This is a genomic window from Sphaerospermopsis sp. FACHB-1194, assembly GCF_014696235.1.
GTDB lineage: Bacteria > Cyanobacteriota > Cyanobacteriia > Cyanobacteriales > Nostocaceae > Sphaerospermopsis > Sphaerospermopsis kisseleviana.
Genome location: NZ_JACJPU010000043.1, coordinates 1 through 22,457 on the forward strand (window position 1 = coordinate 1; position 22,457 = coordinate 22,457).

At 37.5% G+C, this 22,457-nt stretch carries 20 protein-coding genes; 7 read left to right on the forward strand and 13 right to left on the reverse strand.

What is annotated here, in order from left to right; translation table 11 throughout:
- Positions 1 to 276 precede the first annotated feature (276 nt).
- Together H6F45_RS20415 and H6F45_RS20420 are read right to left on the reverse strand one after the other, a co-directional pair.
- A complete protein-coding gene (locus tag H6F45_RS20415; protein ID WP_190348234.1) occupies positions 277 to 1,119 on the reverse strand; it encodes an SPFH domain-containing protein in 843 nt (280 codons plus the stop codon).
- 456 nt (positions 1,120 to 1,575) lie between these two features.
- The gene (locus tag H6F45_RS20420) at positions 1,576 to 2,031 is read right to left on the reverse strand and encodes an NUDIX hydrolase (protein WP_096566894.1); all 456 of its coding nucleotides are present in this window, start codon (positions 2,029 to 2,031) and stop codon (positions 1,576 to 1,578) included.
- An 88-nt stretch (positions 2,032 to 2,119) separates the two neighbouring features.
- On the opposite strand from H6F45_RS20420, the gene malQ reads away from it, so the two are divergent.
- The gene (malQ, locus tag H6F45_RS20425) at positions 2,120 to 3,625 is read left to right on the forward strand and encodes a 4-alpha-glucanotransferase (RefSeq protein WP_190348235.1); all 1,506 of its coding nucleotides are present in this window, start codon (positions 2,120 to 2,122) and stop codon (positions 3,623 to 3,625) included.
- 248 nt (positions 3,626 to 3,873) lie between these two features.
- On the opposite strand, the gene H6F45_RS20430 is transcribed toward malQ, so the two are convergent.
- On the reverse strand, positions 3,874 to 4,674 hold the full coding sequence (locus tag H6F45_RS20430) for a RodZ domain-containing protein (protein WP_190348257.1): 801 nt from the start codon (positions 4,672 to 4,674) through the stop codon (positions 3,874 to 3,876).
- A gap of 187 nt (positions 4,675 to 4,861) precedes the next feature.
- Positions 4,862 to 5,632 carry a pseudouridine synthase gene (locus H6F45_RS20435; protein WP_137669013.1) on the reverse strand — a complete coding sequence of 257 codons (771 nt, stop codon included), beginning with the start codon at positions 5,630 to 5,632 and terminating at the stop codon, positions 4,862 to 4,864.
- 184 nt (positions 5,633 to 5,816) lie between these two features.
- On the opposite strand from H6F45_RS20435, the gene H6F45_RS20440 reads away from it, so the two are divergent.
- On the forward strand, positions 5,817 to 6,530 hold the full coding sequence (locus H6F45_RS20440) for a DUF2993 domain-containing protein (protein ID WP_190348236.1): 714 nt from the start codon (positions 5,817 to 5,819) through the stop codon (positions 6,528 to 6,530).
- On the opposite strand, the gene H6F45_RS20445 is transcribed toward H6F45_RS20440, so the two are convergent.
- The 3 genes from H6F45_RS20445 to cbiT all read right to left on the reverse strand — a co-directional run bounded on the left by H6F45_RS20445 (position 6,520) and on the right by cbiT (position 8,490).
- Entirely contained in the window at positions 6,520 to 6,687 is a 168-nt protein-coding gene (locus tag H6F45_RS20445) for a hypothetical protein (protein ID WP_190348237.1), read from the reverse strand. The genes H6F45_RS20440 and H6F45_RS20445 overlap by 11 nt on opposite strands.
- Before the next feature lie 17 nt (positions 6,688 to 6,704).
- Entirely contained in the window at positions 6,705 to 7,592 is an 888-nt protein-coding gene (locus tag H6F45_RS20450; protein ID WP_096566886.1) for a phosphatidate cytidylyltransferase, read from the reverse strand.
- Between the two features lie 295 nt (positions 7,593 to 7,887).
- Positions 7,888 to 8,490 carry a precorrin-6Y C5,15-methyltransferase subunit CbiT gene (gene cbiT / locus H6F45_RS20455; protein WP_137669316.1) on the reverse strand — a complete coding sequence of 201 codons (603 nt, stop codon included), beginning with the start codon at positions 8,488 to 8,490 and terminating at the stop codon, positions 7,888 to 7,890.
- A gap of 327 nt (positions 8,491 to 8,817) precedes the next feature.
- On the opposite strand from cbiT, the gene H6F45_RS20460 reads away from it, so the two are divergent.
- Positions 8,818 to 10,248: a serine/threonine-protein kinase gene (locus H6F45_RS20460; protein ID WP_190348238.1), complete on the forward strand. Its 1,431-nt coding sequence runs from the start codon at positions 8,818 to 8,820 to the stop codon at positions 10,246 to 10,248.
- Positions 10,249 to 10,372: 124 nt separating this feature from the next.
- On the opposite strand, the gene H6F45_RS20465 is transcribed toward H6F45_RS20460, so the two are convergent.
- The 5 genes from H6F45_RS20465 to H6F45_RS20485 all read right to left on the reverse strand — a co-directional run bounded on the left by H6F45_RS20465 (position 10,373) and on the right by H6F45_RS20485 (position 16,995).
- Entirely contained in the window at positions 10,373 to 11,125 is a 753-nt protein-coding gene (locus H6F45_RS20465; RefSeq protein ID WP_190348239.1) for an AvaI/BsoBI family type II restriction endonuclease, read from the reverse strand.
- Positions 11,126 to 11,291: 166 nt separating this feature from the next.
- Positions 11,292 to 11,552, reverse strand: coding sequence for an AvaI/BsoBI family type II restriction endonuclease (locus H6F45_RS20470; protein ID WP_190348240.1), 261 nt, complete (start codon positions 11,550 to 11,552; stop codon positions 11,292 to 11,294).
- Between the two features lie 39 nt (positions 11,553 to 11,591).
- Positions 11,592 to 13,022 carry a DNA methyltransferase gene (locus tag H6F45_RS20475; RefSeq protein ID WP_190348241.1) on the reverse strand — a complete coding sequence of 477 codons (1,431 nt, stop codon included), beginning with the start codon at positions 13,020 to 13,022 and terminating at the stop codon, positions 11,592 to 11,594.
- 224 nt (positions 13,023 to 13,246) lie between these two features.
- The gene (locus H6F45_RS20480; RefSeq protein WP_190348258.1) at positions 13,247 to 14,956 is read right to left on the reverse strand and encodes a diflavin flavoprotein; all 1,710 of its coding nucleotides are present in this window, start codon (positions 14,954 to 14,956) and stop codon (positions 13,247 to 13,249) included.
- A 290-nt stretch (positions 14,957 to 15,246) separates the two neighbouring features.
- The gene (locus H6F45_RS20485) at positions 15,247 to 16,995 is read right to left on the reverse strand and encodes a diflavin flavoprotein (RefSeq protein ID WP_137669437.1); all 1,749 of its coding nucleotides are present in this window, start codon (positions 16,993 to 16,995) and stop codon (positions 15,247 to 15,249) included.
- A gap of 125 nt (positions 16,996 to 17,120) precedes the next feature.
- Here H6F45_RS20485 and H6F45_RS20490 point away from each other — a divergent pair, with 125 nt between their 5' ends.
- From H6F45_RS20490 to H6F45_RS20505, 4 genes are all read left to right on the forward strand, one after another.
- On the forward strand, positions 17,121 to 17,927 hold the full coding sequence (locus tag H6F45_RS20490; RefSeq protein WP_190348259.1) for a pantothenate kinase: 807 nt from the start codon (positions 17,121 to 17,123) through the stop codon (positions 17,925 to 17,927).
- Positions 17,928 to 18,360: 433 nt separating this feature from the next.
- The gene (locus tag H6F45_RS20495; protein WP_137668970.1) at positions 18,361 to 18,654 is read left to right on the forward strand and encodes a hypothetical protein; all 294 of its coding nucleotides are present in this window, start codon (positions 18,361 to 18,363) and stop codon (positions 18,652 to 18,654) included.
- A gap of 103 nt (positions 18,655 to 18,757) precedes the next feature.
- Positions 18,758 to 18,994, forward strand: coding sequence for a hypothetical protein (locus tag H6F45_RS20500; protein ID WP_236104157.1), 237 nt, complete (start codon positions 18,758 to 18,760; stop codon positions 18,992 to 18,994).
- Positions 18,994 to 19,398 (forward strand): type II toxin-antitoxin system VapC family toxin, encoded by a 405-nt coding sequence (locus H6F45_RS20505; RefSeq protein ID WP_190348242.1) that lies wholly within the window; start codon positions 18,994 to 18,996, stop codon positions 19,396 to 19,398. The genes H6F45_RS20500 and H6F45_RS20505 overlap by 1 nt, the downstream gene beginning before the upstream one ends.
- Positions 19,399 to 20,260: 862 nt before the next feature.
- Here H6F45_RS20505 and H6F45_RS20510 read toward each other — a convergent pair.
- On the reverse strand, positions 20,261 to 22,327 hold the full coding sequence (locus H6F45_RS20510; protein WP_190348243.1) for a bifunctional serine/threonine-protein kinase/formylglycine-generating enzyme family protein: 2,067 nt from the start codon (positions 22,325 to 22,327) through the stop codon (positions 20,261 to 20,263).
- Positions 22,328 to 22,457: the final 130 nt, after the last annotated feature.

Consider the following 22,457-nt stretch of genomic DNA (forward strand, 5'->3'; position numbering starts at 1 on the left):
GTGATTGGTGATTGGTGATTGGTGATTGGTGATTGGTGATTGGTGATTGGTGATTGGTGATTGGTGATTGGTGATTGGTGATTGGTGATTGGTGATTGGTGATTGGTGATTGGTGATTGGTGATTGGGTAAAATTAATTTACTTTTACCTCTTGCCTCTTACCTCTTACCTCTTACCTCTTACCTCTTACCTCTTACCTCTTACCTCTTACCTCTTACCTCTTACCTCTTACCTCTTACCTCTTACCTCTTGCCTTTTGCCTTTTGCCTTTTGCCTCTAATTCTTACCATTACCAGAAGTTTTACCATCATCTTCTTTAGTTACAGATTCAGCAATTAATTCTTGAAACATATCTGTAGAATTAGCTGGATCTACAAACACAATTTTAGCGTTATTACTTTCGCCCAATTTTTGGCTGGCTTGTACATAATCTTGAGCTACAAGATATCTTAAAATATCTTTGCTTTCGGGATGGGAACGTATAGCTTCAGAAATAATTTCCATTGAAGTCTTAGTTCCTTCGGCTTTCTTAATAGCTGCTTGTCTCTCACCTTCAGCAGCAGCGATTACCGCCCGTTTTCTAATTTCTGCTGCTCTTTCCTCTTCCATTGACTTCTGTACACTTTCAGGGGGTGTAATTCGCTGAAAATCCAACCGCAGAATTTCGACTCCCCAAGTCCGTGAAGTTGGATTTAATTGATCTAATATGCTTTTGTCCATATCTGCCCTAGACATATTAGCTTCCTCTACAGTTTTCTGGGCTATAATTTCCCGCACTGTAGTTGTAGCTAAATTTGAAAGTGCCTGTTGCAAATCATCAACTGCATAAAAGCTTTTTTCTATCTCGACAATGCGCCAGTAAACGACTGCATCTATTTCCATGTAAATACCATCTTTAGTAATGACATTCTGGGGCTTAACATCTAAAATCTGTTCCCTGGTGGTATCTTCCATAACAATTTGATCAAGAAAGGGAACAATGAAATTAAGTCCTGGTTTTAGTTTTCGATGATATTTTCCCAAGCGTTCAACTAGAGCTTCATTACCTTGATTAACCAGTTTTGCAGATCCTAAAGCATAACCTATGAGTGCTAAAACTATAGCAATAATTGGCTCCATATATACTCCTATTTAGGGCTGGAGAGAATTGAGTATAAAACAGTATGGTAAGAAGTCAGGAATCAGAATTCAGGAATCCTGTATTCTGTATCCTGAATTCTTACACAGCATGATATTTTACAATATTTGTTGATGCTTGTTGGAACTATTATCCGATGAGTAGCTGCTATATAAAACCTAGACAAAACTAGACTTTACTTTCTACTTCAACGGGAGCATGGGAGCAGTTATCCCTCAGTAGACTTTCACGCCTTAGCCAGACGCGATTGTGTTCCAATTAAGTTTCTGAAAAAGACTACCACCATCATTACTTGGTTTTCGCGTCGGCAATAGTCTCAATTCAATACTTGATATCACCGTATTATATATCAAGTAGTTGATTTTTTCCTAAAAATATATTGATTTTTGTCAATACAAGTATAGTTTTGTCTATGAAATTGTCAACTTAGGACTTGCTCATTTCTCTAATCCCAACCGGGGACGAATCCCATAATTCCGATACCGGAAATAATCCCGCAAAATCCGGTCATGGTCAAAACATAAGTTAATCGGTACACACCAAGGCTCAAAAACACCTACACCCTTAGCATCATCACCCGCAACAGGTTCACCCGTCGCAGTTGCCAAAAATACAATACTAATTGTATGTTGACGAGGATCACGACTAGGATCAGAATAAACCAAAAACTGTTCAATTAACTCTATTTTTAAACCTATTTCTTCCTCGGCTTCCCTGCGTGCTGACACTTCCACAGGTTCACCATAATCTACAAACCCTCCGGGAATAGCCCATCCTAAAGGTTCATTATGTCTTTCAATCAGAATGATCGGGCGATGAGGTCGATCAATTAATTCAATAATAATATCAACGGTAGGAGCAGGATTTCTGTTGTTATTGTTAAGAATCAACATATTTTTAATTTAGTGTCCCTAAAAAATCAATTAAATGTAACATTTGTGTAAGTCCTCATCAACAATCTACTCACATTCACCATTAACTATGCCTTTTCCTAGATCAAGCGGAATTTTACTGCATCCAACTTGTTTCCCCAGTCGTTTCGGCATTGGGGATTTAGGGGATAAAGCTTATCGTTTTATTGATTTTCTCAAAGATAGCTACCAGCAATATTGGCAAGTTTTACCTTTAGGACCTACTGGTTATGGTAATTCTCCTTATATGTGCTACTCAGCAATGGCAGGAAATCACCTGCTGATTAGTCCAGATAAGCTGGTAGATGAGGGTTTGTTATCTGAAGCAGATTTTGCGAATTTACCAGCATTTCCGGCTGATAAAGTGGATTTTGAGCGAGTTATTCCCATTAAAACCAATCTGCTCAAAAAAGCTTGCGAAAATTTTAAACATCACGCCACCGCTATCCAAAGAAAAGCTTTTCACACTTTTTGCAACACCAGAGGCTATTGGCTGGATAACTATGCTTTGTTTATGGCGCTCAAAGATGCCCACAATGGAGCTAGTTGGTACACTTGGGAACTAGAACTGGCAAAAAGAGAACCCGCAGCATTGGCCCGGATGGAACAAGGGTTAACACAAGAAATATTTTATTACAAGTTCATCCAATATGAGTTTTTCCGTCAATGGTCAGAACTCAAGAATTACGCTAATCAAAATGGTGTAGATATTATTGGTGATATCCCCATTTACGTAGCTCATGATAGTGCTGATGTATGGGCAAATCCTGAATTTTTTGCTTTGGATGAAGAAACAGGTGCAGCGGCTTTAATGGCAGGAGTTCCACCAGATTATTTTAGCGCCACTGGTCAATTATGGGGCAACCCGGTTTACAACTGGGAAAAGTTGCAAAAGCAGGACTTTAAATGGTGGGTGCAACGTTTTGAGGCTATGCTGGATTATGTTGATATAATTCGGATTGACCATTTCCGAGGGTTTGAGGCTTATTGGGCTGTACCCCAAGGAGAAGAAACCGCCATCAATGGAGAATGGATCAAAGCGCCAGGGGTAGAATTTTTTGCAGTTATTAAACAAAAACTGGGCAAATTACCGATTTTAGCCGAAGATTTGGGGATTATTACAGAAGAAGTGGAAGCACTACGAGATCAATTTGAGTTTCCGGGGATGAAGGTATTACAATTTGCCTTTGGTTCAGATCCTGGTAATCCGTTTTTACCTTTTAATTACCCACGTAATGCAGTAGTTTACACTGGCACTCACGACAATGATACGACTCTAGGCTGGTTCAATACTACGAATGATTACGAAAAGCAAAATTTATTGTTATATTTGGGAAATATCAGCCCTGATGGTATACACTGGGATTTAATTCGTTTAGCTTTGAGTTCCATCGCTAATCAAGCGATTATTCCTTTACAGGATGTTTTGGGATTGGGAACTCAAGCCAGAATGAATTATCCCAGTACGGCTGAGGGTAATTGGGAATGGCGTTATCAGCAAGAGGTTTTGACCAAGGAATTAAGCGATCGCTTGAAAATTCTCACCAATCTTTATGGACGCGCTCCCATAAGTTGATGATTAACTTTTCCTGATTAACTTTTTCTGGGTGCGTAGTATAAAGCTGAAACCTGCATTCCGTACTCAAAACTTCATAGTTAGTAGGGGTTGGTTTAACCTAATTAGCAGTCTCAAGGAAACATAGCTATTTTTAGTTATGTGTAGTAGATGATATTGGCAGATAACAGCAATGTTTTCTATATTGTGTTGTATGCCACTGATAAATTTAATACTTGGTTAACCTATCCCTACTGGCGCACGACGTTTCAAGACCTGACCTTAGCGGCAATCCTGACTTCCTGAAATTTCCCCGGTTGTCCCATTTGTTTAGGTTGTTGCTGATTAACGCTCATCAACACACCCCCAGCATTGTCAGTTTTTACGGTCAGTTCTTCAGCAGCTTTCCATTTGCGGTGAGATCCTTTTGGTAGAACTCCCTCAAACTCGGTTTTACCATCAGCGACAATACGAACCCAAGATGAGGACTGCAAGGTAACATCAATTTCTACAGTTTCAGTTTCTGAACTGTTGATATCAAATGGAATTGCCTTTAAATCCTGGGCTTGCAGTTTCTGAGGCTTTAAATCGTCATTTTTCTCCGCCTTTAGTTGATTTTGGCTATTGTTTGCTTCTAAAGCGGTTTGATTCAATAACTGAGATAAACTAGTTACAGAGCATACTATGACGACAATGTAAAGCAAGTACAGATGAAAAGGACGCAGTTGAAAAAAGGGTTGGGGTTGCCAATTGCGTTGAAAACTGACTTTTTGAGAACCGAGAGGAAAATGGCTGGCAAATTCAGCACCCTTCACCCCTAGTGCATCAGCAAATTGCCTGATTAAACCCTGAGTGTAAATAGGTTCTGGTAAATCGCTTAAATCACCTACTTCAATGGCGTTTAATAGTCGGCGAGGAATTCTGGTGATTAACACAATTTCATCCATAGATAAACCCTTTTGTTGACGCAAAACCGCGAGTTTAGCGCCCATTTGTGCTAATTTTTCCGCCTGTTGTTCTTCTATTGATGGTTTGCTGGGTTTTTCATCTTTTTTTCTTAGCCATTTCAATTTCATAATTTTTATTCCACTCCTTAACTCAACTTAATCATTAATTAGGTATCCGTTTTATCAATTGATAATTAACAATTGACAATTGATAATTGTGTTATTCAAGGTTGAAAATCCCCGATTTCCAGGTAAAAAAAGCCAAAAATTCCGGTTTTTCAAGATTCTAACTCTTAGGAAGAGGCAATGGTCAATTGTTCATTGTTAGTTGTCTATTACTGAACTGATTCTTTAAAAAAATAATTTCTTCTGGGGTGAGATGACGATAGTCACCAACACCGAGAAAACCAGCTTTTGGTGTTTGTATTTGAATTGAACCGATGGCAGTGCGATGCAGTTGGATCACAGGATATCCTAACTGTTCAGCTACACGGCGAATCTGACGATTTCTGCCCTCCTGTAAAATTATTTCTAATTTGCTTTGGTTGTCCAAACGTTCAATTAAGCGTACTTTAGCAGGTCGTGTTTTTTTACCTTCTAGTACAACACCTTCACGCCACATCTTCAGAACTGTTTCTGGGGGATGTCCTTTAACCACAACATGATATGTCTTAGAGATATTATGGCTGGGATGAGTTAGCGAAAATGTCAAGTCTCCATCATTTGTTAATATTAATGCTCCGGTAGAGTCAGCATCTAAACGCCCCACTGGGTGAATACCAGTACCCTTGTGTAAATTTTCGGGTAATAGATCCAAAACCGTAGTTCTACCGTGGGGATCATCACAAGTAGAAACTACTCCAGCGGGTTTGTTGAGTAACAAATAGATTAAAGCTGGGCGATCGCTGTGAGAAATAGGTTTACCATCAATGCAAATAGTGTCTCGTTGGGGATCGACTTTTTGACCTAAATGTGCCACAATCCCATTTATCTGCACTCGTGATTGCTTAATCATCTCCTCAGCTTCACGACGTGAGGCTATACCCCATTGAGAAATAATTTTTTGTACTCGTGCCTCCATGTATAAATTTTGTATATTTTGTTAATTCAGACTTATTATTAATTGTTCCAAGTTTTGTGGAGTTGATACCTAAAAGTGAATCTTGCCATTTCTCAGTTAATAGCAATCACCATTACAGTTAAGAACTGTTTAATATCTCGTGATTTTTGAGCAAATATCAAATACTAAGCAATAACCTTGTTCAATGACAGATAAAAACCCCCCATCCGCCAATAGTAAGAAAATAAGGTTAATTACTCAAGCACTAACCACGGCAATTAAGCTATGGCTAAAAACACAATTAACTCAAGTATCACAGATTGAGATAGAGATTGGAGCAAGCGATCGCCAACTCCTTTCTGGCTGTATTCCTATGGTATCTATTTTTACTACTAATGCAGTTTATCAGGGTATCCATGTTACACGCATTCAACTTTCAGCTGAAAATATACAGATAAACATTGGTTCCATAGTCAGGGGTAAACCCCTTAAATTATTGGAAATAGTTCCCGTAGTTGGTGAACTGGTGGTAGATGAAGGGGATCTGAATAAATCTCTTTCATCGCAATTATTGTCAACTGGCTTAAATGATGTACTGTTTAAACTATTACCAGAATCATGGGAAAAATACAAGCCTATTTGTTGGCAGAAAATTACACTTGACAATCAGCATTTAATACTGTATGGACTTGTAGCAACTGACAGAGAACCTATATCTTTAGAAATTTCTTTAGGTCTAGAACTGCTGAACAGTCAAGAACTACAATTAACACAGATTAAAATTCTGTATAATCAAGAACCAATTTTAGAAAATAATCCTGGATACAATTTAGACCTTGGTTCAGACGTTGACCTCCAAGAATTAACTTTGGAATCTAGCCAAATCTTATGTCGTGGACGCATCAACGTCAACCCATAATAGATAATTGACAATTGATAATTGACAATTGATAAGTGGTGATTGGTGATTGGTGATTGGTGATTGGTGACTGGTGATTGGTGATTGGTGACTGGTGATTGGTGATTGGTGATTGGTGATTGGGTAATAAATTTGATGTTTCCCTATCAACTATCAACTGTCAACTATCAACTATCACTTTAACAAAGGTAAAATGAGTGTGACAAAATAGTAAACTAAAGGGGCGGTAAAAATATAACTATCAGTCCGGTCTAATATACCACCATGACCGGGTATCAATTGTCCTGAATCTTTTACTCCTGCATCTCGTTTTAACATAGATTCAGTTAAATCGCCTAAAAGACTAGCAACACCTATCAATAAACCCAAAGTTAAACCAGAGATCACAGAGTAAGGAAAATGGAGAAAATAAGCACCGGCTAGTGCTACTATGAGACTGCCGCTAATACCAAAAATTGCCCCTTCTACAGTTTTTTTCGGACTGATATTTGATAAAGGAGTTTTACCGAAAAACTTACCAAAAAAATAAGCACCAATATCAGCAGCCCAAATACATAAAAAAGTTAAAACTGTAAATGTTAAACCTTCGGGTAAACCAGTGATATTTTCTGGGGTAAAAATTTGATTCCAGTTTTCAGGCCAGTAGCCACCAAAGGGAAGATTACTAATAATATTTGTACTATTGAGATTTCGCAAACGTACCCAGTAACTCGGTAAATAACCGACATAAAACAGCCCCATAATAGAAGCGGAAATATCAGCAATGGTAGCAAATTTGGGTTGAAAAAGCAGGTAAAAACAAATAAAAGTTCCTGCTATGGGCATGATAGCATCCGCTAAACTGGCATTGAGAGTACAAATAGCCAGTAAAATTAAACTGACAACTATAGTAGTTTTAGCTGCGGGAGCAATACCTCTGGATCTAACTAAATTAAAATATTCTTGTTGACCTAAAAAGACAACGATCGCCATAGCTATGGTAAAGTACCAACCACCTAATAAGGTTGAAGATAAAGCTAGAGCGATCGCAATAATTCCACTAATAATTCTTGACCAAGGCATAATAATAGTATTTTAGGGGTTGCTGAGAAAGTCTTTCCGTGAGGGCATAGGAGTCAGGAGTCAGGAGTCAGGAGTCAGGAGTCAGGAGGAGATTTGAAAATTTCTTTGCCATCTCTTGAAATCCCAAAAAATGCACACTTTTTCCGGTATACCCTTCAAAACCCTTGCACTAATTTCTGTGTTTATCAGCCTCTAACCTTTGATATATCAAGGTTTTAGGTTTATTCAGCAAACCCTATTTTAGATTTTAGATTTTGGATTTTGGATTGAATCCAAAACCGAAAACCGAATAGATTCAATCTAGTTTTTCACCACTGAGAATAAAAATCGGATCAGCGGCGACAAAGGTTTGGGAAAAACCGCGAGTTTCTAAGCGGTTAACAGCAGACTGTACAACCTCGATATTTCTGGCTCTTAACTGAGAAAAGCTTTGAGAAATAGCATACAGACTTTCTAGATTAGCAGCTGTGGCGACAACTCGACCGGATAAAGGCAAATAAAGCCAGACAGCTTGTAAAATTTCCTGGATAGCTTTTGCCCCTGTTATACAAACACGATCAGGGGTGGGTTGTATATCATGTAAACATTCTGGGGCGCTGCCTTCAATTACTTTGACATTTTTCACATTAAAGCGATGGCAGTTACGTTTAATCAAATTAGCCACTTCTTCATCTCGTTCTACCGCAATAACTCTTCCTTGGGGACACAATAACCCCACCTCTACAGGAATTGTACCTGTTCCTGCACCAATATCCCATAATACCGAATCTGGTTTTAATCGTAGTTGGGAAATTAACAATAATCTTAATTCTCGCTGAGTTAGGGGTATACCTGGTAAGTTCTCAAATAAGTCATCGGGAATACCAGGAGTAACATAAGGCCAAAGTTGGGAAGGCATAAGCAATTAAAAATTCAAAGTTTAAAATTCAAAGTTTAAAATTCAAAGTTTAAAATTCAAAGTTTAAATTCAAACTTAAAAATTACAGCGGATTCCTGTGTTATAAAGTACATAATAGCGCCCTCATCGGTTGCGGGGAGGGGGTTGGGGATGGGGTTTTTGTACCTGATGACACTGGGAAGTGCTGCATCAGCGGAAGTAGGAAGTAGTAACAATTAGTAAAACTATTCACCGAAAACTTTTAAAACATCCTGACAGTCAACAGGAATAAAAATAAAATAGAGAAAGTTTAACAACATAATTTTCTAAGTGATCTAGGTGATGCTGATGAATAGGGAAATATTAGGCGATCGCTACGAAGTTCAACAGCAGTTAGGTAAAAAGTCAGCCCGAAGGACTTTTTTAGCTCGTGACACCATAAACAATAACTTAGTAATTGTCAAGTTACTTGCTTTTAATAGTGACTTTGAATGGGATGATTTGAAACTGTTTGAACGGGAGGCGGAAACCTTACAATCTTTATCCCATCCCTCTATACCCCGCTATCTTGACTATTTTGAAGTAAAAGAATCAAATTATCAAGGATTTGCCCTAGTACAAACTTACATCCCAGCGAAAACCCTAAAACAATACTTACAAACTGGGAGAAAATTTGCAGAAAATGAAGTTCAAGAGATAGCTAAAGCAGTTTTAGAGATATTGGTTTATCTTCATGAGTTACACCCACCTGTGATCCACCGTGATATTAAGCCTAGCAATATTTTATTAGGAGAGCGATCGGGGAATAGTGTGGGAAAAGTTTATTTAGTAGATTTTGGTTCTGTGCAAACTGTTTTAGCCTCAGAAACAGGTACTAGAACCATTGTAGGAAGCTATGGTTATATGCCACAAGAACAATTTGGGGGGCGTACAGTTCCCGCTTCTGACCTTTATAGCTTAGGTGCAACTTTAATTTATTTAATCACAGGTACTCAACCGGCAGATTTACCACAAAAGAATTTTCGCATTCAATTTGAACAAGTGGCAAATCTGAGTCCGGGCTTAACTAACTGGTTAAAAAAGATGATAGAACCAGATTTAGCAAAGCGGTTTACATCTGCAAAAACAGCACTACAAGCTTTAGAAACACCGGAAAAAACTGATATTACAAATTCAACAATTGCTAAACCAGCAGGTAGTCAAATTCGACTAATTAAAAATGAGGAATATTTAAAAACTACCCTTCCTGCTAAGGGATTAACATTAACTTTGAATAGTTTATTGGGAATTTCAGTTATGATATTTTGGAATTCCATGACTTGGTTGTTTATCGTTGGCACGTTTAATACCTTTATTTCTAATCCTTTTGATTGGGGAACAATAATAAATGCTATATTCTTAGCTTTCTTTCTATCACCTTTTCTTTTCACTGGTTTAGCTATGATATATGGTATATTAAGTTCATTTTTTGAATGTAAAATTAGCATAAATCAGCAACAAATATCCCATAGTCTTTATCTTTGGGGACTGAAAATTAAACATACCTCTGCACCGAGAGAAAACATTAATCACTTAGTTTATATACCTCAACATTTGACACAAGATATGAATGGTGAGTCTGTAGTCAACGCAAAGTTAGTAATTTGGATAGGGGTAGAAAAATTGGAAATAAAAGTTGGTGACTATATCATCAAGTCTGAATATGAATTAAAATGGTTAGCTGATGAGTTAAGTAATTGGTTAGGGATAGAACTTGAAATAACCAAAAACTCAAATTAATGCTTCAGATATCTGTTGAAAATGATCCTGGGGACAACCAGAAATAGGTTTAAGTTTTCTCCTTACTAGTCTCTGACTCCGAATGGAGTTGTTGAAGCCCTGATTCCAATACTACTCTATATTCTTATAGACTGATTAACCAATGGCAAATGCAGTCAAGTTGAGTATCATTTGTCATATTAGCAGCATTGCTCAATTTACCACATTCTAAATCATGCCATATTTCTTCAGCCATACGTTTTTCAATAGCAGCACCAATAAAAAATGTATGTGGGGACAAATTAACTTGAGAAAATGCTTTCCATATTCGAGATAAAGCAGTTCTCGCTGTTTTCCAATGTTCATCAGCACCAGCAGGATCAATTCCTCCTTTTAATTCCCCCAGTGCAATATAAAGATTGGGATTTTTATAAATTTTTTTATAAATTTCAGGGGAAATTTGTGGATAATCACAATTAAAGAGGCAAACATCAATATTGCTTTTGACTAAAGAGACTTTCAGATTATAAATGATTGTTCTATTTTTCTTGCCAATAGACCAACTTAAACCTTTAACATATAAATCTATTCCTGCATCTTCTTCTGTCATTGGAATCCACATTTTAGTTGTAGAATGTAACCAATAATAAGGAATATTAGCGAGTGCAAGATTAGCCAAAATTGCGCGAGTAAATTTACGCTGTGCTAACACCCCACCCACATTTCTCATTGAACCACCTAGCGTATCTCCTCTGGTTAACAAAAATCTATAAACTAATTCTTCTACAAAATCTGAACCTGCTGGTTCTAAAAACTCTTTAATTAATCCTTGAATAGCTTGTATTTTATCCTCTAGTTGTAAGTAGGGGTTGCTGAGAAAGTCTTTCCGTGATGGCATAGGAGTCAGGAGTCAGGAGTCAGGAGTCAGGAGGAGATTTGAAAATTTCTTTGCCATCTCTTGAAATCCCAAAAAATGCACACTTTTTCCGGTATACCCTTCAAAACCCTTGCACTAATTTCTGTGTTTATCAGCCTCTAACCTTTGATATATCAAGGTTTTAGGTTTATTCAGCAAACCCTAAGTAACTTGCTGCTTTATCAGAAACTCCAGATGCAGCTAATAAAGCAGGTTGTATTTCTGTCATATTGATTAAATCAGTAGGATTATTAACTTGAGATACAACATTTTTTAAGGCCCTTGCTTGATCGATAAATGGTGTAGCTCGACGGTTTCTTTCAATTGCTAAAGCAACAAAACCAGCCCTAGTTTTTTCATAAGCTGTTACTAAATCAAGACTTGTATTTAAATGATTTTTAGATGCCAATTTTAGTTACCTGAATTTGATTAAATTAATATGATTAAATTACAATTTTCTCCAAACATAAACGCATTTTCGCAGTGCATCGCGTCCATGTATGCCCATTTGTTGACTACTATTACCTTTAGTGTTAGGTAAAACTAAAATATTTTCTACTTTAAATCCAAGATGTTCAGCTATATTCGATAAAATCATATCTACGGAAATGCTCACGCCAGCATAACGCACATTATCATTAATCATAAACATCAGTCCTTGTGGTTTCATGACTCGATAACATTCATAAATTATGCCAGCCATTTCATAAAAATAACCTTTAACCATTCTCGGAATACCATTATTATTTAATTGTTTTTTTGATTTTTGTGCTTCTAAATATTGTAAAATAGCTTGGAGTAATTTATGGTTATCTGTAGCAAAAATAGCATCTGACCATTGAGAATTAATGGCTAATAAATCTTTTGGTCTATTTTCCACTGTACAACTTAACATTTGTTGTCTAAGATTAATTATTCCTTCTTGTCCTATTCCTAACAAAGCCAGTTCTAAAGCATAAGTTCTAGTATAGTCATAGCGATTACAATAAGGAGGAGATGTGAGAATTACATCATAATAAGAATCGGGACATTGTGGCATTATATCTAAGCTAGAACCTGTAAATAAACGAATTTTACCTTGTTTATTTTGGCTGGGGAAAAGTTCACTTTGTTGACTACCAGTTTGAATATCTGTTAAAATTTCCGTAATTTTAAGATTAATTGCTTGTTGAAAATTGAGGATTTTTCCTTTATTAAAAGGTATGTTACCTTGCTGACGACTAGAACGATAATCCCATCGTAAATATTGCCCATCTTTGCGAGTGTAACTAATTGATTCTAAAACACATAATAGGGAAAATTGTAATACTTGCTTAACTTTATAATTTTCATGTTGGTAACTAGCGATATATTTTTGAATTTCTGCTAATGTTTCTGGAGGATATGCACCTTGAGTAATTTTGATTTCGGTAATATTTTGTTGAATTGTTGATTTTTCCCAAGGAGAATTTGTTACCCAGTAAGAAAGTCTTTGAAAATCATCTGTTGTAAATTCTTTTTCTAAGATTAATCTACTATTGATAATTTCCTTACCAATAGATAGTAATTCAATACCATCTGCATTTAATCCCATATTACTAGCTGCAAATAAGGTGGTGCCACTACCTGCAAATGGGTCTAATATTTCTCCAGATTTGATAATATATTTATTTAGTAAATATTCCACTAATGAAGCAGAAAACGCCTCTTTATATTTGTACCATCGGTAAATAGGTTTAAGTTTGTTAGCCTGAAAACTCACAATTTTACGGCTGAGAACATCTTCTATCAAGAATTTATCAGCAAAGTGTTTGTAGAGTTCACCGTCAAGATATTCGATTTCAATATTTTGTGAGTCATTACTGTCTATTTGAGTTTCTAATTGTTGAAAATCAAGCATTATTTAAATGAATAAAAAATAATAAAAATATTGGCAGATATTTTTGATTATAGCCTAAATAAATTACCCCTCTATTTAATGTTAGAACTTACGCAAGATGTGACTGAAAACCTTATTCTTGCGTAGGGGTAATTCATGTAGCTTGCTTCCCGAAGGATATTACCCCTACTTTCGTTCCCTTTTGCGTAAGTCCTGAATGTTAGAGGGGTTAATGTATGGGGTGCTTAATAATAACTCGCTGATTTACGATGATGCACAGCAGTCACACCATCTTGGTTTAACACTTTCCCATCATCCACTGTGGCATAAACTAACCAATGATCGCCTACTTCCATCCGGTTCTTCACCGTACATTCTAGGTAAGCTAAAGCACCATTTAAAATCACGCCACCATTATTAGCTTCAGAGATATCTAAACCTGCAAATCTATCTTGTCCAGGGGCGTAAACCTTCATAAATTGTTTGCGTATTTCTCGCCCCTCTGCTAAGATATTAACAACAAAGTTACTACCTGTATAAGTCATGTTTTCCATTGCCCGATCTTTAGCAACTGCAATGGTTAACCCAGGAGGACTAAAGCTGGCTTGTGCAACCCAAGATGCTAACATTCCGGTTTTTACTTCGCCTTGAGTTGCTGTAACGACACACAAAGATCCGACAATTCGCCCTACTGCTTGTTCAACATTACTTGCAGGTTGTCTAGCAACCACGGCTTTTTTAGCAGCGCGTTTTAATGCTTGAGCAAAATCTGTACCCGCTTCCTCACAGGTTTGTAAGGTGACTTCATTAGGTTTGAACTTAACGCGGATGGTTTCAAAACCAAAACGATAACCTGCATCTTTTAGTTTACCTTCAATTAAATCAACTGCTTCCCCACTCCAGCCAAAAGAACCAAAGACACCAGCTAATTTATTATTAGTTGCAGTTGATAAAACAATACCTAAAGCTGTTTGTACGGGTGTGGGTGCATGACCGCCTAAAGTGGGCGAACCGATTACAAAACCAGCGGATTTTTCGATCGCCGTTTTAATTTCTTCAGGATCAGCAAATTCGCAGTTAATAGATTCTACGCTAACACCTGCTTTAGTAATACCACGAGCGATCGCACTAGCTAAAGTTGCAGTATTTCCATAGGCAGAAGCATAGATCAAAGCTACACTCATTTCCGCGTTAGTTTGTTGCTTGATCCATTCTCGGTAAGAGTGGGTAAGTTCCTGTAAAGCATATCTTACCAAGGGACCATGACCAGTAGCATACAACCTCACTGGCAAATCTGCCAACTTATCCAAAGCTGTTTCTACTTGTTTAGCATGGGGAGCCATAATACAATCGAAATAATAACGGCGATCTTCGTTAAAAACTTCCCAACCTTCATCAAATACTTGATCACCACAAATGTGCGCCCCAAATAACTTATCAGTAAACAAGATATTTGTTTGCGGATCGAAAGTACAAAGTTCATCAGCGTAACGGGGGTTAGGAGTAGGAATAAATTGTAAATGATGTCCTTTACCTAAATCTAAAGTTTCATCACCCCGCATTACCACAATCGGTAAATCTTCATTTTCTAAAGCTGCACGTAAATTTATCGCCCCTGGGTTAGAACAAACAAAAGTAATTTGAGGCGCAATTTCTGTTAATATTTTTAATGTTGCTGCCCGGTTAGGATTGACATGACCAAGAATTACATAATCAATATTTTTGATATCTATTCTTTTTTGTAAAGCCTCTAAATAAATTTCCGTAAAAGTTTCCCCAGGTGGATCAATTAAAGCGATTTTATCACCTTGAATAATAAAAGAATTAGCTGTTGTTCCCTTAGCTAAAGCATATTCAATTTCAAATCTTAACCTTGCCCAACTGCGCGATCTGATGATTGTTGTATCAGTACCAATAGGCAATATTTGGACATCACGGGGTTTAGTATTTGACATAACTGACATAAATTTAAGCTCCTGTTTTTAAATAAATTCTTTTTTGTTCCCCAGGGGAAACGCATCTAAATTTTATTGACAAAACACCATTTTTATGTATAAACGAAGAAATCCTTATTTATCGTTTGATTGATTTTTTCAGAGTCATCGTGATGGTTTAAATTATTGTCAATAAGTAGACGTTAATGCGAATTTTCAGGTCATTATTGAGATTAAATTGTCCTTATTGATAAGATGCGTTTCCCCTGTCTTGTTCCCCTCCTCGCTTGCGGGGAGGGGGAAAAGAGATTTTAATAATGGTTTCCTACTTTGCGATGGTGTACTGCTGTTAATGATTCAGGTTTAGATACTCTACCTGCATAAACCGTACTATACACCGCCCAATGATCGCCGCAGTCCATCCGGCTAACTACTTCACATTCCATGTAAGCTAAAGCATCACCCAAAATAGGCGCTCCATTTTCCGCTGGTTGGGTTTTCACTCCTTCAAAACGATCCGCACCGGGACTAAAACGTTTTAAGAAGTGTTTCATCAATGCTTGATAGTTGCCCTCTTCTAAAACATTGAGAACAAAGCGATCGCCTACTTGCATCAATGATTCTATCGCCCGATCCTTAGCTACTGCAATAGAAAAACCCAAAGGTTTAAAACTCGCTTGACTTACCCAAGACGCTAACATGGCGCTGGAAACATCGCCTTTTTTGGCTGTGATGATATACAAACCGCCGCTAATTCTTCCTAGTGCTTTATCTAAATCAGCACCTAAAGATTTCATAGCTTTGATACTTTTTTCTTTTGTCACCAACTGTCCCAAATCTGTTCCCGCTTCTTCACATTTTTTATAGGTGTTTTCTGTGGGTGTTTCCCGAATCTCAATCACAGGAAAAGCTACAGTTAAACCCGCAGAGCGGAATTTATTTAACAGTGGATAGGTAGGTTCATCATCTCCACCACCGGTTTCAAAAATACCAATGGCTTGTTTTTCCGTAGCAGATCCTAGAACTGTACTCAATGCTGTTTGAATGCTTGTATTACTAGATATGGGATTCATCCCCACTACCAAGCCTTTACAGCGTCCTACAAGCTCCCGTAACTCTTGTAAATCAACTGATCCAGATAAATCAACTACTTCCACAGCTACCCCGGTTTTTACGATACCGTTGGTAATAGATTGAGCTAGGCGATCGCTATAACCATATTCAGAAACGTAAAATATACCCACAGTGGTTTCTGCTTTGGTTTGGTTTTGACTCCAATTGAGGTAACGTCCTGTTAATTCTTGGAGATTGTGGTATAGTAAGGGTCCGTGACCTGTAGCGATCATTTTGATGGTTTTTAATTCTGCCATGCGCTTCATTGCAGAAAGCACAGAACGGGCATTAGGACCCATCAAGCATTCATAGTAATATTGAAAATCTTTTTCAATGGCAGATAAATCATCATCAAAAGTGCTATCTGTACAGTAATGCATTCCAAAAGCATCACAGGTGTAAAGAATTTGGGTTTTGTGGTCAAAACTGAAAATAGTATCAGGCCAGTGTAAATTAGGAGCAATCACAAATTCAAACTCATGGCCATTACCGAGATCCAGGCGATCGCCATTTTTCACAATACGACGTTTAAAAGGCTGATGTACCAAATCTTCTAAAAATTGAATTGCTACCTTAGAACCAACAACGGTAATATCAGGAGCTTTTTGTAGTAAATCTTTAACTAAACCACTGTGGTCTGGTTCTGTGTGGCTAATAATTAAGTAATCTATATCTTGCGGATTAATTAAACCAGTCAGTGTATCAAAATATAGCTGACGGAACTTTTCATGGGAAGTATCAACCAGGGCAGTTTGTTCACCGCGGATCAGAAAGGAGTTGTAAGTTGTACCATTTTGCAAACCAAACTCAATATCAAAGCGATCGCGATTCCAGTCTAAAGAACGAATAGCCGTGGTATCCTGATCAATTTCTACCGTTTGTATAGTCAGCCGTTTTACTGGGGTTGTACCTTCCTGACCTTGATTTTTATCGGTGAGCAATACCATAACTCCCCTCCTTAACTTTTATTGAGTATTTATTCCTCTGCCTTATATTGTGACACGGGTTGAATATAACGTTTTCTTAAAAAACCTATCATTCAATTAAGAAAATTAAAACTGTGAAACAAACTGTGAAACAGAATATCCCACCGCAACAGACAAACAACCCTTGGTTAGCCTTAATGGTTGGTAACTCCCGGCTACATTGGGCTTTATTTATAGATCACACTCTCAACTCTACCTGGGATACACAACATTTATCAGAGTCTGATATAGAACAATTAGCAAAAACAAATTCTTTTCCCCTTCCTCCATCTTATGCTCGTTCTATCTTCCTTTCTCCTAACCTGCCTATCACTCTCGTTTTAGCCTCCGTAGTTCCCAGTCAAACACAACTATGGCAAACTTACCCTAATCATCGTTTAATCACCTTAAATCAAGTCCCTATCCGGGGAATGTATCCCACATTGGGCATTGATCGCGCTTTAGCTTTATTTGGCGCAGGTAAATCCTATGGTTTTCCCATGTTAGTAATTGATGCAGGAACAGCATTAACTTTTACAGGGGCAGACTCCAATCAGCGTCTTATTGGTGGTGCTATTTTACCAGGTTTGGGTTTACAATTTACCAGTTTAGGACAAAAAACCGCACAATTACCATTGTTAAAAATTAGGGAGATCATAGATTTACCGCCACGTTTTGCTATGGATACACCACAAGCAATTCAAAGTGGTATCATTTACACTTTATTGGCGGGAATAAAAGAGTTTATTGATGAGTGGTTATCGTTGTTTCCTGATAGTAAAATTGCTATTACTGGGGGAGATGGTGAGTTATTGATAATTTATTTAAAACAACAGTTTTCAGAAATAGGAGAAAAGATAATTTTAGATAATAATTTGATATTTTGGGGAATGAGAGAAGTTAATATTGTCTGAATCAGGACACCCTTCGGGAAGTCAAAAGTCAAAAGTCAAAAGTCAAAAATTGGATTTTTGTCTGAATCAGGACACCCTTCGGGAAGTCAAAAGTCAAAAGTCAAAAGTCAAAAATTGGATTTTTGTCAGAATCAGGACACCCTTCGGGAAGTCAAAAGTCAAAAGTCAAAAGTCAAAAATTGGATTTTTGTCAGAATCAGGACACCCTTCGGGAAGTCAAAAGTCAAAAGTCAAAAGTCAAAAGTCAAAAGTCAAAAATTGGATTTTTGTCAGAATCAGGATGTCCAGGATTTGAGGATTTACAGGATTTTTTGGTAATTTTAATAATTGGGATTTGGCGATCGCTACTTTTACGAAAGATATCACATGATTTACAAAACCTTTGAAAATGTGATATAATAAGTATACTATTTTCTATACAATGAAATAAACTATGACTAAAATATTAATGATTGATGTTATTCAACATCTAGACTCTCTTTCTGTTGAAGAACTACTGGCAGTTAAAACAAAAGTAGATTTTTTAATTCAAATTAAATCATACTCTCACAGTATCGAAATTCCAATTACAACAGAATCTTTAAGCGAATTAAAACCAGAAAATAATAATTCTTTAGAAAAAATTATCGCACTTGTAGACGAATGGATAGCTGATGAATCAGGCTATGATCAAGAAACTTATCCTCAAATTGAAGCAGCTTTGAATAAAAACAAGTTGTCAATATAAATGAGTAGAGTAATATTGTTAGATTGTTCTATTTTAAAATAAAAATATTGCCAAAAATTGTTTATAATTACATCATAACTATTGGAATATAGGAAAAAAATTAATGATGCACAGTATGAGAGTGCGATCGCGCATTGGTAAAGATGGACTATTGCAGATTCATTTACCCGAAGCACAAGAAGGAACAGAACTAGATATTGTTCTTGTCTATGAAACAACAGCAACAGTTCAAAATAAAACTCAAAACACAATCAAAATCAGTGATTTTTATGGATGTATTCAGGATGAAACATTTATCAGACATCCACAAACAGAACAACCAGAGAGAGAAACATTTTAATGATTTACTTACTAGACACTAATACCTGTATTGTTTATCTCAAAGGTAAAAATCTCTATTTAAAGAAAAAACTTGAGAACATACCACTTTCAGAAATCGCTGTTTGTTCAGTTGTCAAAGGTGAACTATTTTATGGTGCAATGCGTAGTGCTTATCCAGAACGTAATTTGAAATTACAGCAAGATTTTCTCAATCAGTTTGTCTCTTTACCTTTTAAGGATCAAGCTGCCACTATTTTCGGAAACATTCGCGCTCAACTGACTGCACAAGGAACACCTATCGGTGGTTATGATTTACAAATTGCGGCTATTGCTTTAACCAACAATTTAATTTTAGTCACTCACAACACCAGAGAATTTTCACGTATACCCGAATTAAAATTAGAAGATTGGGAAATTGTCTGAATCAGGATGTCCAGGATTTAAGGATTTACAGGATTGTCTTTGAGAGGTTATTTGTGAGATGCAATGATTTTTATTTGTCTGAATCAGGATGTCCAGGATTTAAGGATTTACAGGATTTTTTGGTAATTTTAATAATTGGGATTTGGCGATCGCTACTTTTATGAAAGATATCGCACAATCTACAATCTGCTAAACTGTTCCAAAATCCCTAAATTATCATACTTTTAAATAACCAAACACCAGAAATCACCAATCCCCATCCTGTACATCCTTAAATCCTGGATATCCTGATTCTGACAAAAATCCAATTTTTGACTTTTGACTTTTGACTTTTGACTTCCCGAAGGGTGTCCTGATTCTGACAAAAAAAAGATCAACTAACCCCCTGATTCTCAAAAAAAATAGCTTTTTCTCAATAACTATTGAGAATCATGTCAATAAGCCAAAATCAACCAACGAATTTTCAAGGTTCTTGACATCTCCACAGCTTATGTTATGATAAAAAAGACAGACCCAAGGGATTACTATGTCTTTATATCTCCTATTCCCAACTTAATAAAAAGGGTTTTCTTACTTCCCATAACTAAACCCAAGAAATCAAAAATCCCCATCCTGTAAATCCTCAAATCCTGTACTTTGACTTACTTCGACTGCGCCCTTCGACACCGCCCTTCGACACCGCTCAGGACAGGCTCAGGACAGGCTCAGGACAGGCTCAGGACAGGCTCAGGACAAGTCGCTCAGTAACCAGATATCCTGATTCGGACATATTAAAAACCGTAAAAAAACTTGATCGCCTGACGGCGAGGAAAGAGGGAAAAAAGAAAAAGTGTAGAGGGTAAAAGGGTAAGAGAGTAGAGAACTAAAGAGTCCTTGCGCCGGAAACTACCAACCGAAACCCGTAGCTGCCGTACCTGTCGTCTGGGTCGAGGTTGTTACGATCCGCAGAACGGCAAGCCCTGAGGTGGCTGATCCAAGAACCACCGCGCAGCACTTTATATTCGCTTTGGCTTGTCACAGCACTGCCATCTGTAGGCGTGTTATTATAGTTATCAACATAATCATCCAAACACCACTCCCAAACATTGCCGTGCATATCATACAAACCAAAGGCGTTAGGGGGAAAAGAACCTACATCTGTGGTTCTTTCACGATACTCACCTTTAGGAGCAGAACCATAAGGAAAATTACCATTATAGTTTACCAAATCTGGGGTAATACTTTCACCAAAATAAAATGGTGTGGTAGTTCCGGCTCTACAAGCATACTCCCATTGTGCTTCGCTGGGTAATGTGTAGTTTTTTCCTGTTCTTTGGCTTAACCGTTGACAGAAATTAACCGCATCATTCCAACTAACGGTTTCTACAGGACGTTGGTTGGTGAGCGAAGTCGAACCACGGTTGGTGAGCGAAGTCGAACCACGGTTGGTGAGCGAAGTCGAACCACGGTTGGTGAGCGAAGTCGAACCACGGTTGGTGAGCGAAGTCGAACCACGGTTGGTGAGCGAAGTCGAACCACGGTTGGTGAGCGAAGTCGAACCACGGTTGGTGAGCGAAGTCGAACCACGGTTGGTGAGCGAAGTCGAACCACGGTTGGTGAGCGAAGTCGAACGATTACCTTTAAAATAAGAAGGATTATTCCCCATAATCGCTTGATATTGTTCTTGTGTTACCGGATATTTACCCATGAAGAAACTGGGAACAGTTACTTGATGCTGGGGACTTTCATCTGAATCTCTACCCTCTTCGCTCTCTGGTGAACCCATGAGGAATGTTCCTCCTGGTATTTCCACCATTTCCAAAATTACACCGTTTCCTAAATCCTCTTCATAGTATCTTGCAGAAGCATTGCTTTTATTAATCATGCTTCCTTGTGAGTTGGTTTTCACAACTTCAAAATTAAAGGTTTTCAGGTTGGAATTATTTGATGTTGTAAAAATTGAAGTTATTTTTTCCCCACTCCCAGAAAATAACTTATTACCAATAACAGCTAAACCAAAACTCCCCACAGCAACACTAGCAAGTTGTAAAAAATGACGACGATCTGTTTTTGGAGGAGGAAGTGATGGAGGTGGTGCTGGTGCTGGTGGAGGTGGTGCTGGTGCTGGTGCTGGTGCAGGAGTTAAAGCTGTGAGTGCTTCCTGTGCATCTTGATAACGTTCGCTGAAGTGATAACGCACCATTTTAGTTAAAATCTTGGCAAAATCTTCACTGACATTTGCCCAATTGCGCCAAATTACCTCTTCAGTGGTAGGATCTTTAGGTAATTGGTGGGGTTGTATTCCCGTCAAAGCATAAATTCCCAACATTCCCACCGCATAAATATCACTTGCTAATTTTGGACTTCCTGCGGTTTGTTCACTAGGCATATAACCAGGAGTACCAATAGCAACAGTTAAAATAGTTTGACCTTGGGAGTTTACCGTCATGGTTTCCTTCACTGCACCAAAGTCAATCAACATAATCTTACCATCCCCACTGCGACGCATGATATTTTGAGGTTTCAGATCGCGGTGAATCATATTTTGTTGATGAACAAAATTTAAAACTTCTAAAATTTCGATCAGTAACTTTTTCACCTGATTTTCAGGTAACTTATTTTGAGGATAAACTTCCTTACTTAAATCTTCACCTTTAACAAATTCCTGAACTAAATAAAATTCACCGTTTTCTTCAAAATAAGCAAAGAGTTGCGGAATTTGATCATGAGTTCCCAACTTCTGTAATGTTTCTGCTTCCTGTGTAAATAACCTTCTAGCGATAGGTAAAGCTGCTGCGGTGTTGGGTGGTTTGATTTGTAGATGTTTTACCACACACTGAGGATGGTTAGGTAAATCTAAATCTTGCGCTAGGTAAGTATCACCAAATGCACCGCTACCTAAAACGCGGCTGATTTCATAGCGTTGACGTAGTTTCACACCTATCACCATCTGATTTACAGAGAAAAAACAGATACGGTAATGATTGTGTCACATTTTTTGGATAAAGGCAATATGGTTTAATGGCGAATAGGACATGGTGCTGATTTCACCAAAGTTAAGCTGTTGTGCATTTAATTTG

What these genes read in the sequence shown, in the direction of transcription:
- H6F45_RS20415 (WP_190348234.1), bottom strand. Translation starts at nt 1,119, where the DNA reads ATGGAGCCAATTATTGCTATAGTTTTAGCACTCATAGGTTATGCTTTA.
- H6F45_RS20420 (WP_096566894.1), bottom strand. Translation starts at nt 2,031, where the DNA reads ATGTTGATTCTTAACAATAACAACAGAAATCCTGCTCCTACCGTTGAT.
- malQ (WP_190348235.1), top strand. Translation starts at nt 2,120, where the DNA reads ATGCCTTTTCCTAGATCAAGCGGAATTTTACTGCATCCAACTTGTTTC.
- H6F45_RS20435 (WP_137669013.1), bottom strand. Translation starts at nt 5,632, where the DNA reads ATGGAGGCACGAGTACAAAAAATTATTTCTCAATGGGGTATAGCCTCA.
- H6F45_RS20440 (WP_190348236.1), top strand. Translation starts at nt 5,817, where the DNA reads ATGACAGATAAAAACCCCCCATCCGCCAATAGTAAGAAAATAAGGTTA.
- H6F45_RS20450 (WP_096566886.1), bottom strand. Translation starts at nt 7,592, where the DNA reads ATGCCTTGGTCAAGAATTATTAGTGGAATTATTGCGATCGCTCTAGCT.
- cbiT (WP_137669316.1), bottom strand. Translation starts at nt 8,490, where the DNA reads ATGCCTTCCCAACTTTGGCCTTATGTTACTCCTGGTATTCCCGATGAC.
- H6F45_RS20460 (WP_190348238.1), top strand. Translation starts at nt 8,818, where the DNA reads ATGAATAGGGAAATATTAGGCGATCGCTACGAAGTTCAACAGCAGTTA.
- H6F45_RS20465 (WP_190348239.1), bottom strand. Translation starts at nt 11,125, where the DNA reads ATGCCATCACGGAAAGACTTTCTCAGCAACCCCTACTTACAACTAGAG.
- H6F45_RS20475 (WP_190348241.1), bottom strand. Translation starts at nt 13,022, where the DNA reads ATGCTTGATTTTCAACAATTAGAAACTCAAATAGACAGTAATGACTCA.
- H6F45_RS20480 (WP_190348258.1), bottom strand. Translation starts at nt 14,956, where the DNA reads ATGTCAAATACTAAACCCCGTGATGTCCAAATATTGCCTATTGGTACT.
- H6F45_RS20485 (WP_137669437.1), bottom strand. Translation starts at nt 16,995, where the DNA reads ATGGTATTGCTCACCGATAAAAATCAAGGTCAGGAAGGTACAACCCCA.
- H6F45_RS20495 (WP_137668970.1), top strand. Translation starts at nt 18,361, where the DNA reads ATGACTAAAATATTAATGATTGATGTTATTCAACATCTAGACTCTCTT.
- H6F45_RS20500 (WP_236104157.1), top strand. Translation starts at nt 18,758, where the DNA reads ATGATGCACAGTATGAGAGTGCGATCGCGCATTGGTAAAGATGGACTA.
- H6F45_RS20505 (WP_190348242.1), top strand. Translation starts at nt 18,994, where the DNA reads ATGATTTACTTACTAGACACTAATACCTGTATTGTTTATCTCAAAGGT.
- H6F45_RS20510 (WP_190348243.1), bottom strand. Translation starts at nt 22,327, where the DNA reads ATGGTGATAGGTGTGAAACTACGTCAACGCTATGAAATCAGCCGCGTT.